Below are 18,207 nucleotides of genomic sequence, written 5' to 3' on the forward strand. Positions count from 1 at the left end.
TTTTTAACAGAATATCTATGTTTAAAAAATTCTCTCTTTATACGCTGGCGATGCTGTTGATCCCTGTTGTTACTTGGCTGGCAAACTGGCAATGGTCTTTGGCTATTCAATACCCTGAATATGGTTTTGACTACTTTTTATTTTTAATCACTGAAACAGGTTCTGTGCCTTATGCCATCGCTACTTGCGTGATTTTTACCTTATTATTAGCTTGGGTTGTGAGAAAGCGTTATTCGTTGTTTTTTGTGATTGCGGTTTGTGTTGCCTCAATGGTAGCAACCCAAGGTCTCAAGACTGCGATGAAATCAACCTTCCAAGAACCTAGACCCTTTGTTTCTGCACTGTTTGAAGACAAATCTGTTGATTTCTACAAATTAACACGCGAGCAACGAGGCTTAGCGGTTACTGAAAAAATCGGTCCGCAACAAAATTTTGTAACAGCTCATCAAGCGAAAGAAGTTGGCTACTCTTTTCCGTCTGGTCATACGATCTTTGCGGTTTCTTGGCTGCTCTTAGTAGTCGGATTCTGCCTCAATATGCGTGGACAAGCGGTCGTTTTTGCTCATATTTTTGCAATTATTTGGGCTGCATTAATGTTAATTAGTCGTTTAAGATTAGGTATGCACTACCCGATTGATTTATTTATTAGTAGCTTACTCGCATTTTTAACAAACTTAGCACTTTTTGTGTGGTTTGTGCCTTGGTTGCAAAAGACAAATCCATTTAACTTATTTCATAAGAGAGCATAATTATGGCAATTTATTACGGCTTAGATGTCGGCGGCACAAAAATTGAGCTTGCCGCTTTCAATGAAAAATTAGAAAAACTGCACAGTGAACGTGTGCCAACCCCACAAACTCATTACGAGGATTGGCTCAATACCATTGAGAACTTAGTCAATAATGCCGATGTAAAATTTGGTGAAAAAGGCTCTGTAGGATTAGGCTTACCCGGTTTTGTAAACCGTGAAACAGGGATTGCGGAAATTACGAATATCCGTGTTGCAGACGGTAAAGCTATTATTAAAGATTTGAGCGAGCGCTTAGGGCGTGAAGTACGTGCAGAAAACGATGCAAACTGTTTCGCTCTTTCCGAAGCTTGGGACGAAAGTAATCAATCTTTTTCAACCGTGCTTGGCTTAATTATCGGCACAGGTTTTGGTGGCGGAATTGTTTTTGACGGCAAAGTCCATTCAGGCAGAATTGGTATGGCTGGCGAAGTTGGGCATATGCAGTTAAATTATCACGCGTTAAAATTATTGGGTTGGGATAAAACGCCAATTTATGAATGTGGTTGTGGTAATCAGGCTTGCTTAGATACTTATATTTCCGGTCGTGGTTTTGAATTACTCTTTAACGATTTAGTTGGCGAGCAAATATCGGCTAAAGAGATTATAGAGCGTTTCTACAATAACGAGCAGAAAGTTGTGGAATTTGTTGAGAAGTATATTGAGTTAATGGCAATCAGCATTGGTAATCTCATTACCGTTTTAGACCCTGATATGATTGTATTTGGTGGCGGTTTATCTAACTTCGACTATATTTATGAAGCTTTACCAAAAGCCCTACCGAAACATTTAATGCGTTCAGCTAAAGTGCCTGTTATTAAAAAAGCCATTCACGGCGATTCAGGTGGCACACGTGGTGCAGCAGCACTATTTTTAAAATAATTTAGTTTTAAAATAATCTACTCTTTTGAGAGAGGGCAAGCGGTCATTTTTGATAAAAATATTGCAACCCTCTCTCTTTTAGTTTTCTTTACTCTTTACTTTCGGGTGGTAATTTATATAACTGATTTTTATATAAATAGCTGCCAAGTAATGCGTGAGCCAATGCTTCTTTCTTAAAAGCCTCCGGTTGCTCTTTAGGCGTTAGATTAAAAGTTGCTTTATCATACACAAAGCCTTCAATCGGTAAGTTTGGTCGCATTACAACCACATCATTACCTTTCATCATCGCTTGTGTTGCATCATATTGCATAAAGGCTCGATTTGGATCAACATTTTGCGTTAAATCATAGCCTAGCATTGGATATTGCCCGCTCACACCTGCAACAGAAAGTAATGTTGTAGGCATATCTAATTGGCTAACTAAACGATTATCCAATCTTGGTTCTATATTTTCACCCAGTAATAACGCCGGTATGTGAAAATGTTGAATTGGCACTAAATGCTCACCAACAGCTCGTGAATCGTGATCTGCAATCACTAAGAACACCGTATCTTTCCAATAATCTGATTTTTTCGCTAACTCAAAAAAATGCCCGATAGCATAATCGGCGTATTTTGCTGCATTGTTACGAGTTTGTTTTGGTTGCTCGTATAATTCAATTTTACCGTCCGGAAACTCAAAAGGGTCGTGATTACTTGAGCTAAATACCAAGCTAAAGAATGGTTTTTCCTCTTTATAGAGCTGCGTAAAGGTTTCATTCGCCTTATCAAAAAGATCTTCATCGCTTACACCCCAAGTTGCTGTAAATTTAGGGTTCTGGTAATCTTTTTCGTCAATAATTTGTTGGAAACCATTGCCGTAGAAGAAACTAGCCATATTATCAAAATGCTTTTCCCCACCATAAATAAAAGAAGTATGGTAGCCTTGACGCTTTAATAACTCCGCAATACTGAAAAAGTTATTTTGGCTTTTCGTCAGTTTGACCACTGCTCTTGCAGGCGTTGGGGTAAAACCGGTTGTTACTGCCTCAATCCCCCTCACTGAGCGAGTACCTGTAGCGTAAAGATTGGTAAAATACCACCCTTGTTCTGAAAGCTTGTCTAAATTTGGCGTCAGATTTTTACCGCCTAATGAGCCAACAAACTGAGCCCCTAAGCTTTCCTCTAAAACAATTACAATATTTTTAGGTTTACCTTGATAAGTGGCTTTATTTTCAGTCAAGGTTGGAATTTCATCTAGTATATAATCAGAATTTGGACGATTTCGAGCCTGTTTAACAATACTTAGCATTTCTTCAACAGACATTTTGCCATATTGCTCCGAGGATTTATCTTCATCTTTCAACTGTTGTACTGCATAAAGTACAGAATAGCCTGAGTTTAACACCAGTGAATTTACAAGAGGATCACTTGAGAATGCGACCATTGCCGGGTTTATACCTCGATGAGCAAAACTAGAACGTCCACCAACAAACACTGCAACAGCAACCAATAAAGCCAGTAATGGGCGTATTTTCCAACTCGGCAAACGTAAATTTTTTGTTGCCCAACCTGATAATTTCCAATAAATCATTAATGAGATAATAAATACAGCAACGCCACAAATAACAGCCCATAAATGACCATTAATCAACATTGTGAATACTTCTTTTGGATGAACTAAATACTCAATGAAAAGACGATTAGGGCGGAGATCAAAGGTCTCAATAAAATTTGGTGTAGCAACTTCCATAAAAAGAATAAACACACTACCTGCAGTTAGCCAAATTCTTAAAATAATCCGCCAAATTGAGCCGAGTGCATTTTTATGAAAGAAAAATACGCTCAATAATGCAGGTAAACCAAAAAGCCAACATAATGCGGATACATCAATACGAATGCCTTGTAACATTAATGGTATCCAGCCATCAACTGCTGATATTCGATCAGCTTGCCAAATACCTAAAGCCAGGCGGGATAATGTTAAAATAAATAGATTAATCCCAACAAATAGCAGGATCGGGAATAGCACAGTTCTGGATTGACTGCGTTGATACATTTGAATCTCCTTTTAAAAATTTAAAATTTTTATAATTGAATAGTGATAGTGTCGCCTACTCTAATAATACCACTATTTTGTGGCACAAGGTGAATGCCGAAAACAGGCTTTCCCTTATCATTTGTATGCTTTTGTTTCAACGTTCGGAAAGGCTCTGCTTGAGGGTCTAATTCTAACGTAGATAAATTGCGGGTAATCAGCACACATCGAGTACAAAGGGCTGACTTGCGAAATAAGACTTCACCAATTTGAATTTGTTCCCAACTCTCTTCTTCAAAAGCAATATTGCCATCAATCACAATATTTGGGCGAAAACGAGCCATTTCGATTGGAATTGGCGACCATTCTTGCACTTGCTCAAGGGATTTGAGCGACATCAAAGTAACAGGATGACTATCTGCAAAACTCAATGGATTATCTGCAAAGTTTTCAATCTTACGTTGGCTTTGACTACCCAACCAACGAAGTTGCACTTCTCTTCCTAAAATTTCGCTTAGCCATTGATTAACACGCTTGTCTGCCACTTTAGAATAAAAATGCGTTCCCCATACTTCACTTGATTGCTCCTCAATGAGATCTTGGTAAAGTGCAACACATTTTTGACCGCTTGTATGGCTAATCACAAGCCCTGTTGCAATCGAAAAAGCCGTTAGGCGATATAGTTCTACATCTTTACGGGCAGTAATAAATTTACCGTCAGATTCCGTTATCATAAATTCACGATCAAAATTTAACCCCTTAGGTTCTACAAAAGCTTGAGAAACTTGGGTTGATTGCGTGGATTTTATCGGGTAAATATTCAGTTCTGTTACTTGCATAGAAAATCCTCTGTTTAGAAAGTTGAGATACCATACTACAAGCGGTCGAAAAGTAAAAGGAATTTGCAAATCCCTTATGAGAACGGTAAACTTGCAAGACTTCAACGCTCTATAGGTCAAATAAAATGGCAAAAAAACCAACTCAAGATTTCGAAACTACTCTCAAAGAATTAGAAGCAATTGTTACCCATTTAGAAGCAGGCGATTTACCGCTTGAAGATGCCCTTAATGAATTTGAAGCCGCAATTAAACTGGTACAGCAAGGGCAAGAACGCTTACAAAAAGCGGAGCAACGAATTCAAATTCTATTAAATAAAAATGATACCGCAGAACTTAGCGACTATACAAAAGAATAATACAAAGAGTAATAAAATGAGCTATTCCTTAGCAACCGACCTCACCACTCAACAAAAACGGATTAACGATTTTCTAGCAGAAAAATTAAATCATTACGAAGCCTTTCATTCCCCATTAATTAACGCAATGGAATATGCGGTTTTATTAGGCGGAAAGCGTGTTCGCCCGTTTTTAATTTATGCCACAGGTAGAATGCTTGGCGTGCCACTTGAAAAATTAGATCATAGTGCAGCGGCAATGGAATCTATCCACGCTTATTCATTGGTTCACGATGATTTACCTGCAATGGATGACGATAAATTACGTCGAGGCAAGCCAACTTGTCATATTGCCTTTGATGAAGCAACTGCTATTTTAGCAGGTGATGCATTACAAAGCTTTGCTTTTGAATTGATCGCAACCGACCCTAAACTTTCTGACAAAGAGAAAGTCGCTCAAATCAGAGAATTATCAACCGCCTCAGGTGCAAAAGGAATGTGCTTAGGGCAAAGTTTAGATTTGATTGCGGAAAATAAATCGGTCAATTTAAAAGAGTTAGAATTAATTCACCGTAATAAAACAGGGGCATTAATTCTTTCCTCTGTAATGATGGGTTTTAATCTTTCCGAACATTCGCAAAATTTAGCGATAAAACAACCGCTTGTAAATTATGCAAAAGCGATTGGCTTAGCTTTTCAAGTGCAAGACGATATTTTAGATGTGATTGGCGAAACTGATAAAATTGGTAAAACGGTAGGCTCTGATGAAAATTTAAATAAAAGTACTTACCCTAAATTACTGGGATTAGATGGAGCAAAGCAAAAAGCCGAAACACTTTACCAAACCGCTCTCTCCTCTCTTGAACAACTACCTTTTGATACTACTGCGTTAAAAGAGTTGGCGGATTTTATTGTTAAGCGTGAAAACTAAGAAAAAACCTAGCAGATGCTAGGTTTTTTTAGAGATTAAACGTGAGGTTTAGCTTCCGGTAGCGTACCTTCAATTTCATAAAGCACATCACCATCTTTAAAAAATACGTAACCACCATTTTTCATTTTTATCCAATTTTCATTTTTTGTCAGAGGCTGAGTTGTGATAATTGTTACTTTATCGGTAATTTTGGTATATTGGCTGAAATCAATTGAAACATCATCATCACGTAATGCTTTACCAAATGGGGCTTTACGACATACATAATGAAGATTAGTTGTACAACGAGCAATCATCCAATGCCCATTCGATAAAATAAAATTAAATACACCGTGTTCCGCAATTCTTTCTGTTACCTTCACCACTGCATCAAAAATCTCTTTTTCGCTTGGTTTTGCCGGATACATCTCTTTTAATTCCGATACAATTCGGCAAAATGCGGCTTCGGAGTCTGTTGTACCAATCGGTTGATAGTGGCACTCTTCACAAACACCAACTCCCTCTACTGTACCATTATGAGCAAAAACCCAATTTTCTCCCCATAATTCACGAATAAAAGGGTGGGTATTTTCTAAATTCACATCACCTCGTGTAGCTTTTCGGATATGAGCAATCACATTCAGCGATTTGATTTGATATTGACTAATAGATTCCGCCATTGGCGATGAAGCTCCCGGTCGATTATCACGAAAAACTCGTACACCTTTTCCTTCAAAAAATGCGATGCCGAATCCATCAGTATGATGGTCGGTTAATCCCCCACGCCGACGAAAGCCATCAAAAGAAAAGGTAATATCCGTCGGCGTATTACAATTCATTCCAAGTAATTGACACATAATTTAATTCTTTAATTCTCAATGAGTTACTATAAAACTAATGATGATATTTAAGCAGATTGATAGAAAATTTCAATGCCATTTCCGCAAAATATTATGCCTTATTATTATAATATATACCTTTTTTATGCCATTTAATTGTATTCTTTTTTAAATAGTGAAATTAAAAAGAGCATTCCGGCACAAATTACTACCGATGGACCTGCCGGAGTATCCTTCCAACCCGATAGCAGCAATCCCCCTGTTACTGCAATAATGCTAAATAAAATAGCAATAAAGACCATTTTTTCAGGCGTTTTAGCAAAACGCCTTGCTGTTGCAGACGGAATAATTAGCAACGAGGTAATGATTAATGCCCCCACAAATTTCATACTTAATGCAATGGTTAATGCGGTTAAAATCATCAATAACAAACGCAAGCGAGCAACATTTAAACCTTCAATTTGAGCAAGTTCCGGGCTAATTGTGATGGATAATAAACGTTTCCAGAATATCATCAGCACCGATAAGATCAGAATTGCACCTGCCCCAATAAAAATCACATCAGAAAAATTAATTGCCAACAAATCGCCAAACAAGTAAGACATTAAATCTACTCTCACGTTATCCAGCAAACTAATGGTAATCACACCGAGAGAAAGGCTGGTATGGGCGATAATGCCTAAAACAGTATCAACTGAATAATTAGTTTTCTGTTCAAGCCAAACTAATAAAATTGCTAAGATAATTGTCATTACAATGACAGCAATGTAAGGATCAATTTGCAGAAAAATACCAAGAGCTACACCTAATAATGCCGAATGGGAAAGCGTATCGCCAAAATACGCCATTTTCCGCCAAACAACAAAAGCACCGAGCGGTGCTGTAATAAAGGCTAAACAAACACCTGCAAGCCACGCAGGTAATAAAATATCAAACATATCTCTTCCAAATAACAACAAGCGGTCGCTTTTTCATCACATTTCGTAAATTTATGGATTATTTATACCGCTTGATCTCGCTTAATTCATCTTGTGTTTTCAGCCAAGCCATTTTTTCTTTAATCTGCTTTTCCATTCCTCGTTCTGAAGGAAAATAGAATTGCGTGTTTTGAAGTTCAGGCGGAAAATAATTTTCCCCCGCAGCATAAGCATTCGGTTCATTATGAGCATAACGGTACTCTTCACCGTAGCCTAATGATTTCATTAAATTTGTCGGAGCATTACGTAAATGTTCCGGTACATCATAATCTTTTGCTTCTTTTGCTAAGCGTTTAGCTTCATTGAAAGCTTGATAAACCGCATTACTTTTAGGGGCAACGGCAAGATAAATAATCGCTTGGGCGATAGCTCTTTCCCCTTCATAAGCCCCAACTCTGGTAAAACAATCCCACGCCGCTATGGCAATTTGCATTGCTCTGGGGTCTGCATTACCAATATCTTCTGAAGCAATTGCCAGTAATCGTCTTGCTACATAAAGCGGATCGCCACCCGCAGTTAAAATGCGAGCATACCAATATAATGCCCCATCCGGTGATGAACCACGAATGGATTTATGGAGAGCAGAAATTAGATCGTAATAACGATCTCCCCCTTTATCAAAACGGGCTTGTCGCTCGCCCAATACTTCGGTAAGTAATGCTTTGTTTAACACTTTACCTTGAGAAGTGCTTTCTGCCATATCTGCCATTAACTCTAGGCAATTTAAGGCAAAACGAGCATCGCCATTTACATAATCGGCAAGTAATGTCAGTACATCATCTTCAAGCAGTAATTTTTCATTACCTAACCCACGTTCTACATCTGCTACTGCTATTTGCAAAATTTTTAAAATTTCGACCGCTTGTAGTGGCTTTAAGATGTAAATTCTCGCCCGTGAAAGTAACGCATTATTAAGCTCAAACGAAGGGTTCTCCGTTGTTGCACCAATAAAGATGATCGTGCCATCTTCAATATGGGGTAAAAATGCATCTTGCTGACTTTTGTTGAAACGATGAACTTCATCAACAAAGAGTAATGTTCGTCTGCCTGCTTGTCGATTTAATTTTGCTCGCTCAATTGCTTCTCGAATCTCTTTTACACCGCTGGTTACTGCTGAAATACGTTCCACTTCAGCGTCAAAATGATGAGCAATAATTTCGGCTAATGTCGTTTTCCCTGTTCCCGGAGGACCCCAGAAAATCATAGAATGACTATGTCCTGCTTCAATCGCTCTACGCAGTGGTTTGCCTTCGCCGATCAGATGAGATTGCCCCATATATTCAGCTAAATTTTGAGGACGCATTCTTGCTGCAAGCGGTCGAAAATCTTCTGCAAAATCAAAAGACAAGCTACTCATCTCTCTCCCTTAGCGTAAGCGAAGTTGGCGGCGAATATGACGCATCAGTAGGAAAATCCAAGGCCAAAGTACACCGCTGATTATTGCTCCGAATATCTCTTGTGAATTAAATTCAGCACTATGTAAAATGAATTCAACGACAAAAATAGCGAAACGGATCAGAACAATATATGCCATAACCAGTAAACTTTGTAGCCAAAGTGATAAGTTACGCAAAATAAGGTGATATTTCGCAACAAAATAAATAGCAATAGACAATATTAATGCGTGAATACCTAAAATTGAACCTAAAATTAGATCCCATACAATACCGGCTAAAAAAGCTGTGCCAACGCTAATTTTATCAGGCAGAGCTAATGCCCAGTAGATTAACACCAATACTACCCACGTGGGGCGTAATCCTTGAAAACCAACCGGCCAAGGCATAATTTCCAACACAAAAGCAATCACAAAAATTGCGAGAATAACCAGGATCTGAAAAATCGGGTTTGTTCTCATTATTCAGCTCCTTGTTCTATATGATGACCTTCATCACCTTCCTGCTCAGACTGTGATGCCGGATTTTCGTTTATTTCTTCTGTTTCAATTTGCTCTTCTTTGGAATCCAACTGAACTTCTGTTTTCTTATTTGACATCTTCTTTAATCGTTCAAACGGATTGACACTGTTTCGTCTTTCTTCCACAGCTTCACGTACTTGTTCAGGCGATAAACTTCGGCTGTAATTTTTCTCTTCCGCCGTGGGCCAAAGTAATAATAGATAACGTAAACGATCAAATGAAGCTAATGGTCTGGCAACAATTCTGGCAAATTGGCTTTTTGTATCATTTTCGACAGTTTCGACAATTGCAACGGGATACCCTTCTGGAAAGCGTCCGCCTAAGCCGGAGGTAACTAATACATCACCTTTTACTACATCAATAGAGCGAGGTAAATTATCAACAACTAATTCATTATTTAACCCTGTGCCATTCACAATACCACGCACATCATTGCGTAATACTTGCACCGGAGTGGCGTGGGTAATGTCAGTTAAAAGTAACACACGACTGGATTTTTCGCCTACGGAAATAATTTGCCCTACAACACCTCTTTCATCAATTATAGGCTGTCCGACAAAAGCCCCATCTAAACGACCTTGATTAATAATAACTTGCTGGCGGTAAGCATCCATCTCAGCAGCCAAAACCTCTCCAATCTTTTTATATTCATCTTGACGGAGTGGCGAACTTAATAACAATCTTAAGCGTTGATTTTCTACCTTTAATTGATCAAGGAGTAGTAAGTCTGCACTTTTTTCTCTTAATTGCTCTTTTAGTAAATTATTTTCCAACTGTAATTTATTGTTATCAATAAAATTGCCACTCACACCGTCTAAGATTGAGCGAGGCGTATTTGCAAAGTAATATAATCCACTAACCGTTGTTTCTAAGATATTACGAGCTTGAATCATCAACGAACTTCGACCATCAGAAATAATCAGTATAATAGATAAGATTACTGCAATAATTAGACGCATTCCTAGAGAAGGAGCTTTAGCAAAAATTGGTTTCATTAGAAAATATAATGTGAAATTTATTGGGAATATATAACGAAAATTGACAATAGATCATATCCATTGCCAACTTTCAATTTATTATCTAACTAGAAAAAATGATTATTCATCAGAGCTAAATACATCTCCACCATGCATATCGATCATTTCTAGTGCTTTACCGCCACCACGTGCTACACAAGTAAGTGGGTCTTCCGCCACAACAACTTGAACACCAGTTGAATCCGAAAGCAGGCGATCTAGATTATGTAGTAATGCTCCGCCGCCTGTTAGAACCATTCCTCGCTCAAAAATATCAGCTGCTAATTCTGGCGGACATTGCTCTAATACTGATTTAACCGCTTCAACAATACCGTTTAATGGTTGTTCAATGGCTTCTAAAACGTGTTTTGAATTCAATTCAAAAGTACGAGGTGCACCTTCTGCCAAGTTATGACCGTGTACTTCCATTGTTTTAATATCATCATCAGATTCAATTTTAGCTGTTGCAATTTCTTGCTTGATACGTTCAGCAGTTGCTTCACCAATAGCTGAACCAAAATGACGGCGAACATAGGCAATAATAGCTTCATCTAATTTATCACCACCAATGCGAACAGAGGTTGAATAAACAATGCCGTTTAAAGAAAGTACAGCAACTTCAGTTGTACCTCCACCGATATCAATCACCATCGACCCCATTGCTTCGTGTACAGGCAAACCTGCACCGATAGCAGCAGCCATTGGTTCTTCAATTAAATACACTTCACGTGCACCCGCACCAATTGCTGATTCTTTAATAGCACGACGTTCTACTTGGGTTGCTCCTGCCGGCACACAAACCAACACACGAGGACTTGGACGCATAAAATTATTACTATGCACTTGTTTGATAAAGTGTTGTAACATTTTTTCCGTTACAAAAAAATCTGCAATAACACCATCTTTCATTGGACGGATTGCCATAATGCTTTTTGGGGTACGACCCAACATCAATTTTGCGTGTGAGCCTACTGCGGCAATGCTTTTTAGCGATCCCATACGATCTTGTCTAACCGCAACTACCGATGGCTCATCTAAAACGATACCTTGCCCTTTCACATAAACTAATGTATTGGCTGTTCCGAGATCGATAGAAAGATCGTTTGAAAATAATCCTAAAAATTTTTTAAACATATAAAGAATCCGTCAAATAAAATTATTAAATAAATCAGGCACTATATCGTGCAAACATTGCTACTAATATAGCAAAAAATAGCGGTATTCAGCAATGAAAAATTTAACCCATTATAAAATTTGCTGCATAAGTTGATATGCATAAATCAGTAAGCTAAAAGCGATAAAATACATAATCAAGCCTGTAATTGCATCTAAAATTTGCCAAGTTCTACGCTTAGCAAAATAAGGTGAAAGTAATCTTGCTCCATACCCTAGCCCAAAAAACCATAAAAACGAACAAAGTAACGCACCTACTAAGAAATACATCTTACCTTCAAAGTCTAATTTCCCGCCAATACTGCCAACAATTACAACAGTATCAATATAAACATGAGGATTTAAAAAGGTAATGGCAAAAGTAATCATTAAAGCTTTTTTAAGACTTGAGGCATTCTCTCCACTTGCAACAAGAGAATCTCCGCTTTTAAATACGCTAATAAATGAACGACTACCGTAAGTAAATAGAAAAATTGCACCTAAGAGCGAAATAATTAAACTGAGAACAGGTAATTCTGAAATGACTGTCCCAAGTCCTAGCACGCCAATCGTCATTAAAAATACATCACCTAAAAAACAGATTAATGCAACCCAAAAAACGTGTTGTTTTAAAATGCCCTGCTTTAACAAAAAGGCATTTTGTGCCCCAATTGACACAATTAAACCAAAACAAACAACAAATCCTTGAATAAAAGTATTCATTTTTTCCTCAAAATCAATTACAAGCGGTCGATTATACAGAAAATTTTGCAAAAATTGGGTATAATTTACAGGATACTTTTTAAATGAATAGGAAATTTTTATGACTGATACTGCTCAACAACCATCTTGTGTTGTTATTGCCATTGCCGGAGCTTCTGCATCGGGGAAAAGCCTGATTGCCTCGACCATTTATAAAGAGCTGAAAAATGAATTGGGAACAGATAATATTGGCATTATTTCTGAAGATGCTTATTACCGAGATCAATCTCATTTAACAATGGACGAACGCATTAAAACCAACTACGACCACCCTAACTCAATGGATCATCATTTACTGGTTGATCATCTACGCCAACTAAAACAAGGCAAAGCGATTGAAATTCCCGAGTACGATTACACCGAGCATAATCGTAAAACGACCACCAAACACTTCGAGCCGAAAAAAATTATTATTTTAGAAGGTATTTTGCTTCTGACCGATGAACATATCCGTAATGAACTGAATGTTTCTATTTTCGTTGATGCTCCATTAGATATTTGCTTTATCCGCCGCTTACAACGTGATATGGTGGAACGTGGTCGTTCAATGGAATCGGTAATTACCCAATATCGCAAAACGGTTCGCCCAATGTTCTTACAATTTATTGAGCCATCAAAACAATATGCCGATATCATTGTGCCAAAAGGCGGCAAAAACCGTATTGCGATCGATATTCTCAAAGCCCAAATCAAACAGTTACTCAAATAGGAGCAAAATATGCGTTTATGCGACACCGATATTAAACGTTACTTAGATGAAGGCATTATCAGTATTACGCCTCGTCCTTCTGATGATAAAATTTCCGGTGCAACAGCAGATGTACGTTTAGGTAATTCATTCCGTGTTTTTCGTGAGCATAACACGCCTTATATTGATTTAAGTGGTCCTCGTGAAGAGGTTACCGCTCAATTAAACAAAGTAATGAGCGATGAAATTATTATTGGCGATGACGAAGCCTTTTTCCTACACCCAGGTGATCTTGCCCTTGCGACAACTCTTGAATCGGTCAGTTTACCTGCCAATATTGTTGGTTGGTTAGATGGACGCTCCTCACTTGCCAGACTTGGATTGATGGTTCACGTTACCGCCCACCGTATCGATCCGGGTTGGGAAGGCAAAATTGTTTTGGAATTTTTCAATGCCGGGAAATTACCCCTTGCCCTCCGCCCAAATATGGCAATAGGTGCATTAAGTTTTGAAATTCTAAGTGGTGATGCCGCTAAACCTTATAATGCACGAGAAGATGCAAAATATAAAAATCAACAAAGTGCGATTTCAAGCCGAATTAATCAGGATTAATTTAAATTTTTTAATTAAATACTACTGCTTGCGAAAAGCTATTTAGTTATGTTACATTCAAAATGCATTAATCAAAAACATATATAAGGAGATCACTATGTTACATTATGCTGTAGTATTTTTTATTATCGCCATCGTGGCAGCATTTTTGGGGTTTGGAGGTATAGCCGGAAGTGCAACTGAAATTGCAAAAATTTTATTTTTCGTATTTTTGGTTCTTACCGTTATTTCTTTCCTATTCAAACGAAAAAAATAGAAAAGTAAGTTATTGAATTTATAGAACACAGCATTTCGCTGTGTTTTTTATTATAGCTAAACTTTTTTGGCTATAATAATAGAAGCCCTTCGTATACGAAGGGCTTCTATTTATTTATAGTGTTAGTAGATTATTAGTTTGCACGAATAACAACACGACGATTTGGTTTTAAGCAGTCTTTTAGTGCTTGACCGGTTTCACCTTTACATGCTTTAACTTGGTTTGCTTTACCTTTACCAATAGCTTTAATGTTTGCTTTAACACCTTGTGCTTGTAAATATGATTTTGCGGTATTTGCACGCTGTTCAGATAATTTTTGGTTATAGGCTGCATCACCTAAACGGTCTGTATAACCAGTAACTGTTAAGCGTTTTACACCATTTGCCTTAATTTCACGAGCAATATTATTTAAAGTTGATTTACCTTTTGCAGTCAAAGTTGATTTATCAAAATCAAATAAGAAATCACCACTTAACACATATTCTTTTGCCGGAGCAGGAGCAACAGGCTCAGAAGCTGGCTGTGCAACCGGAGTTGGAGCATCCATTGCACGATTAATACTTGATGCGTTAAAACAACCAGCCAACATTAATGCAGTTGCTGATACCGCAGCTAATTTAAATACATTCTTCATATTAAACCCTTAAATAATAAATTAAATTCGCATTAATGTTAGAGCCTAATAGTCTAAAAAACAATAGGTTAGCGTCTAATTTTACTGAATTTACAAAATATTACAATAATAACTACTATCTCTTTACAATATATAAAATAGAAGTAATTAAGAATTAATATTAAATAGCAAAAAGCAAATATTACTATATCCACAAAATTAGGCTAAACAGCCAACCGATTAAGGAGTTGATTTTATATTCGACTAAGGTTGTTGGTATTATCAAACTATTCTGAAATAGACAGAATAGTACAAAGTATATTAAGAACAGCGTATTATTTTATAATGAGGGCTTTCATATATTAGAGTATTCAAATGAAGTTAAAAGGACTAAGCACTGTGAAATACAGCACTCAGTCCTTAAATTAGTCTAACTTTTTGAGCATTTAGATCGCTTATAACTATTTAGGCATTCAATGCTCTTAGAATATCATCTACCCTTTCTTTCGCATCACCAAATAACATTTGGGTATTTTCTTTAAAGAAGAGTGGATTTTGCACACCTGCGTAGCCTACTGCCATTGAACGTTTGAATACGATCACATTTTGTGCTTTCCATACCTCAAGCACAGGCATACCTGCAATTGGGCTTGATGGGTCGTCTAATGCGGCTGGGTTTACGGTGTCGTTTGCACCGATAACCAGCACCACATCCGTTTCTTCAAAATCATCGTTGATTTCATCCATCTCTAATACTACATCGTAAGGTACTTTAGCTTCAGCTAATAATACGTTCATATGACCCGGTAAACGACCAGCCACAGGGTGGATACCAAAACGCACGTTCACACCTTTTTCGCGTAATTTAGCCGTGATTTCCGCTACTGGATATTGAGCTTGTGCTACCGCCATACCGTAGCCCGGAGTGATGATAACAGAGCTTGCATTTTTCAACATTTCTGCCACTTCTTCTGCATTGGTTTCACGGTGTTCACCATATTCTTCATCGCCTTTGCTAGACTGCACTTCATTACCAAAGCCGCCTGCAATTACGCTGATAAATGAGCGGTTCATCGCTTTACACATAATATATGAAAGGATTGCACCTGAAGACCCTACCAACGCACCGGTTACGATTAATAAATCGTTGCTTAGCATAAAGCCTGCCGCTGCCGCAGCCCAACCTGAATAAGAGTTAAGCATTGATACTACCACCGGCATATCCGCACCACCGATAGAAGCAACTAAGTGCCAACCGAACACTAAAGCGATTGCAGTCATAATCAACACAGGGAAAATATTTTCCGGATGATTTAAGAAAACAGTCATTAGGAAGATTGAGACAACAATCGCTGCCAAATTCCATTTGTGTTTGTGAGGAATATTTAATGCCGCAGAAGAGACTTTACGACCAAATAATTTGCCACTTAATTTCCCGAATGCGACTAATGAGCCAGAGAAAGTAACTGCCCCGATGAAGATCCCTAAGAACACTTCAACATTGTGAATGTTAGCAAGTGTTGCTTGTTCTGCTAAGAATGCCGCTTTTTCCGCTTCACTAACTAAATAAGCCGGCATTGGAGCTTCAATATGTAAACCATAGCTATTAAAACCAACTAATACCGCTGCTAAACCTACAAAACTATGTAGAATTGCCACAAGTTCCGGCATTTCTGTCATTTCAACTTTAATCGCTTTTTTAACGCCGATAAATCCACCGATTGCCATAGCAATTAAAATCCAAATCGTGCCGTGAGATTGTGGACCAAAAATGGTTGCGACTAAGGCAATGCCCATACCCACAATACCATACCAACAACCGGCTTTTGCGGTTTCGTGTTTAGAAAGACCGGCTAAGCTCATAATGAAGAGAAGTGCTGCAATAATATAGGCAGCGGTAACAAATCCAAAAGACATCTTCGTTCTCCTTAACCTTTTCTAAACATTGCCAGCATTCGTTGCGTTACTTTAAAGCCACCAAAAATATTAATGCTGGCAACTAAAATCGCAATAAAGGCTAAAATATCAATAAAGAAATTACCAACAGGTTGTGCAATTTGCAGTACTGCCCCTACGATGATAATACCTGAAATCGCATTAGTTACCGCCATTAACGGGGTGTGTAATGCGTGGCTGACATTCCAAACCACATAGTAACCAACCACACAAGCCAGCACGAATACGGTAAAGTGCGATAAAAATGCTGCCGGAGCAACCGAAGCAATCCATAAGAATAATGCCCCTACGCCAGCCATTACGCCATATTTCACTTTTGGATTTGCAGGTTTTTCTTCTTTTTTGACCGCTTGTGGTGCAGCCGCTTGTTTTTGTGGTTGAGCTGAAACCTGAATTGGCGGAGCCGGCCAAGTTAATTCACCATCACGTACGACAGTTACGCCACGTAACACAACATCTTCAAAATTAATGTCGATTTGACCATCTTTATTCGGTGCTAACAGTTTTAATAAATTTACTAAGTTTGTACCGTAAAGTTGAGAAGATTGCGTTGGTAAACGTGCCGGGAAGTCGGTATAGCCAATCACTTTCACTTGGTTGTCGGTTACAAATACTTCGCCTGCTTTGGTGTATTCACAGTTACCACCGGTCGCTGCTGCTAAATCGACAATCACCGAACCCGGTTTCATTGAATCGACCATCTCTTTAGTGATTAAACGAGGAGCCGGTTTACCCGGAATTGCAGCTGTCGTGATGATAATATCCACTTCTTTCGCTTGAGCCGCATAAAGCTCCATCGCACGGCGGTTAAATTCTTCCGACATCACTTTCGCATAGCCGTCACCTGAGCCGCCTTCTTCTTCAAAATCAATTTCTAAGAAGTCTGCACCCATTGATTTCACTTGCTCTTTTACTTCAGGACGAGAGTCAAATGCACGCACGATTGCACCAAGACTGTTTGCTGCACCGATTGCTGCCAAGCCTGCAACACCTGCACCAATCACTAACACTTTCGCCGGTGGGACTTTACCTGCTGCGGTAATTTGACCGGTGAAGAAACTGCCGAATGAATTAGCCGCTTCAATTACGGCACGATAGCCCGAAATATTCGCCATTGAGCTTAACGCATCTAAGGCTTGTGCCCTAGAGATACGAGGTACTGCATCCATTGCCAACACATTAATTTTTTTAGACTGCAATTTTTCCATCAATTCCGGATTTTGTGCAGGCCAAATAAAGCTAACCAAAGTCGCACCTTCTTTGATTAAATCAATTTCAGTTTCTGTTGGGGCATTCACTTTAAAAATAATGTCTGCATTCCAAACTTCTTGTTGCGTGCTAATATTTGCACCTGCATTTAAAAATGCATTGTCTTCAAAACTGGCTTTAAAACCTGCCCCACTTTCAATAAGGACATCAAAGCCAAGCTTTTTAATCTGCTCAACGGTTTTAGGCGTTGCCGCCACACGAGTTTCACCGTCTAACAGCTCTCTTGGTACACCAATAAGCATAAAGACTCCTGTATGGTTGTTATTATTCAAGGCTAAATAATTAGCCTCACTCAAGTTAAAAAACTGTCTAAATGTACCATTAAATAAACTAAATTTGTAAAAAAATCTGACTATTTTTCGGGATTATTTCGTATTTTTTC

At 38.3% G+C, this 18,207-nt stretch carries 19 protein-coding genes; 7 read left to right on the forward strand and 12 right to left on the reverse strand.

What is annotated here, in order from left to right:
- Nucleotides 1–17 precede the first annotated feature (17 nt).
- Together V6W77_RS03750 and nagK are read left to right on the forward strand one after the other, a co-directional pair.
- Nucleotides 18–749: a phosphatase PAP2 family protein gene (locus tag V6W77_RS03750; protein WP_025235788.1), complete on the forward strand. Its 732-nt coding sequence runs from the start codon at nucleotides 18–20 to the stop codon at nucleotides 747–749.
- A gap of 2 nt (nucleotides 750–751) precedes the next feature.
- Nucleotides 752–1,669 (forward strand): N-acetylglucosamine kinase, encoded by a 918-nt coding sequence (gene nagK, locus V6W77_RS03755; RefSeq protein WP_334253828.1) that lies wholly within the window; start codon nucleotides 752–754, stop codon nucleotides 1,667–1,669.
- Between the two features lie 88 nt (nucleotides 1,670–1,757).
- Here nagK and V6W77_RS03760 read toward each other — a convergent pair whose 3' ends face one another.
- Both V6W77_RS03760 and V6W77_RS03765 read right to left on the reverse strand, forming a co-directional pair.
- A complete protein-coding gene (locus V6W77_RS03760; protein WP_334233096.1) occupies nucleotides 1,758–3,707 on the reverse strand; it encodes an LTA synthase family protein in 1,950 nt (649 codons plus the stop codon).
- Nucleotides 3,708–3,736: 29 nt separating this feature from the next.
- Nucleotides 3,737–4,525, reverse strand: a complete 789-nt coding sequence (locus V6W77_RS03765; protein ID WP_334253829.1) for an MOSC domain-containing protein — start codon at nucleotides 4,523–4,525, stop codon at nucleotides 3,737–3,739.
- A gap of 125 nt (nucleotides 4,526–4,650) precedes the next feature.
- Between V6W77_RS03765 and xseB the strand changes: the two genes are divergently transcribed.
- Nucleotides 4,651–4,881, forward strand: a complete 231-nt coding sequence (gene xseB / locus V6W77_RS03770; protein ID WP_188156033.1) for an exodeoxyribonuclease VII small subunit — start codon at nucleotides 4,651–4,653, stop codon at nucleotides 4,879–4,881.
- A gap of 16 nt (nucleotides 4,882–4,897) precedes the next feature.
- Nucleotides 4,898–5,791, forward strand: a complete 894-nt coding sequence (gene ispA, locus V6W77_RS03775; RefSeq protein WP_334253830.1) for a (2E,6E)-farnesyl diphosphate synthase — start codon at nucleotides 4,898–4,900, stop codon at nucleotides 5,789–5,791.
- 35 nt (nucleotides 5,792–5,826) lie between these two features.
- Here the strand turns inward: ispA and V6W77_RS03780 are convergent, their stop codons facing one another.
- The 7 genes from V6W77_RS03780 to V6W77_RS03810 form a co-directional block, all read right to left on the reverse strand.
- Nucleotides 5,827–6,627, reverse strand: coding sequence for a class II glutamine amidotransferase (locus tag V6W77_RS03780; RefSeq protein ID WP_283386039.1), 801 nt, complete (start codon nucleotides 6,625–6,627; stop codon nucleotides 5,827–5,829).
- 134 nt (nucleotides 6,628–6,761) lie between these two features.
- On the reverse strand, nucleotides 6,762–7,547 hold the full coding sequence (znuB, locus tag V6W77_RS03785) for a zinc ABC transporter permease subunit ZnuB (protein WP_176671458.1): 786 nt from the start codon (nucleotides 7,545–7,547) through the stop codon (nucleotides 6,762–6,764).
- A gap of 58 nt (nucleotides 7,548–7,605) precedes the next feature.
- Complete coding sequence (locus V6W77_RS03790) at nucleotides 7,606–8,943, reverse strand: replication-associated recombination protein A (protein ID WP_334253831.1); 1,338 nt, start codon at nucleotides 8,941–8,943, stop codon at nucleotides 7,606–7,608.
- A 9-nt stretch (nucleotides 8,944–8,952) separates the two neighbouring features.
- The gene (mreD, locus tag V6W77_RS03795) at nucleotides 8,953–9,441 is read right to left on the reverse strand and encodes a rod shape-determining protein MreD (protein ID WP_283386041.1); all 489 of its coding nucleotides are present in this window, start codon (nucleotides 9,439–9,441) and stop codon (nucleotides 8,953–8,955) included.
- Nucleotides 9,441–10,496, reverse strand: a complete 1,056-nt coding sequence (gene mreC / locus V6W77_RS03800) for a rod shape-determining protein MreC (protein ID WP_334233090.1) — start codon at nucleotides 10,494–10,496, stop codon at nucleotides 9,441–9,443. The genes mreD and mreC overlap by 1 nt, the downstream gene beginning before the upstream one ends.
- 102 nt (nucleotides 10,497–10,598) lie before the next feature.
- Nucleotides 10,599–11,651, reverse strand: a complete 1,053-nt coding sequence (locus V6W77_RS03805; protein ID WP_025235777.1) for a rod shape-determining protein — start codon at nucleotides 11,649–11,651, stop codon at nucleotides 10,599–10,601.
- Between the two features lie 111 nt (nucleotides 11,652–11,762).
- Complete coding sequence (locus tag V6W77_RS03810) at nucleotides 11,763–12,392, reverse strand: LysE/ArgO family amino acid transporter (protein ID WP_025235776.1); 630 nt, start codon at nucleotides 12,390–12,392, stop codon at nucleotides 11,763–11,765.
- Between the two features lie 100 nt (nucleotides 12,393–12,492).
- Between V6W77_RS03810 and udk the strand changes: the two genes are divergently transcribed.
- The 3 genes from udk to V6W77_RS03825 all read left to right on the forward strand — a co-directional run bounded on the left by udk (nucleotide 12,493) and on the right by V6W77_RS03825 (nucleotide 13,987).
- Nucleotides 12,493–13,140 carry a uridine kinase gene (udk, locus tag V6W77_RS03815; RefSeq protein ID WP_025235775.1) on the forward strand — a complete coding sequence of 216 codons (648 nt, stop codon included), beginning with the start codon at nucleotides 12,493–12,495 and terminating at the stop codon, nucleotides 13,138–13,140.
- Nucleotides 13,141–13,149: 9 nt separating this feature from the next.
- Nucleotides 13,150–13,731, forward strand: coding sequence for a dCTP deaminase (dcd, locus tag V6W77_RS03820; RefSeq protein ID WP_283386044.1), 582 nt, complete (start codon nucleotides 13,150–13,152; stop codon nucleotides 13,729–13,731).
- A 97-nt stretch (nucleotides 13,732–13,828) separates the two neighbouring features.
- On the forward strand, nucleotides 13,829–13,987 hold the full coding sequence (locus tag V6W77_RS03825) for a DUF1328 domain-containing protein (protein ID WP_025235773.1): 159 nt from the start codon (nucleotides 13,829–13,831) through the stop codon (nucleotides 13,985–13,987).
- A 133-nt stretch (nucleotides 13,988–14,120) separates the two neighbouring features.
- On the opposite strand, the gene V6W77_RS03830 is transcribed toward V6W77_RS03825, so the two are convergent.
- The 3 genes from V6W77_RS03830 to pntA form a co-directional block, all read right to left on the reverse strand.
- Nucleotides 14,121–14,621, reverse strand: a complete 501-nt coding sequence (locus V6W77_RS03830) for an OmpA family protein (RefSeq protein ID WP_334253832.1) — start codon at nucleotides 14,619–14,621, stop codon at nucleotides 14,121–14,123.
- 444 nt (nucleotides 14,622–15,065) lie between these two features.
- Nucleotides 15,066–16,517 carry a Re/Si-specific NAD(P)(+) transhydrogenase subunit beta gene (gene pntB / locus V6W77_RS03835; protein WP_025235771.1) on the reverse strand — a complete coding sequence of 484 codons (1,452 nt, stop codon included), beginning with the start codon at nucleotides 16,515–16,517 and terminating at the stop codon, nucleotides 15,066–15,068.
- A gap of 11 nt (nucleotides 16,518–16,528) precedes the next feature.
- Nucleotides 16,529–18,067, reverse strand: coding sequence for a Re/Si-specific NAD(P)(+) transhydrogenase subunit alpha (pntA, locus tag V6W77_RS03840; protein ID WP_334253833.1), 1,539 nt, complete (start codon nucleotides 18,065–18,067; stop codon nucleotides 16,529–16,531).
- Nucleotides 18,068–18,207 lie beyond the last annotated feature (140 nt).

This window comes from Mannheimia indoligenes (assembly GCF_036880405.1).
Taxonomy (GTDB): domain Bacteria; phylum Pseudomonadota; class Gammaproteobacteria; order Enterobacterales; family Pasteurellaceae; genus Mannheimia; species Mannheimia indoligenes.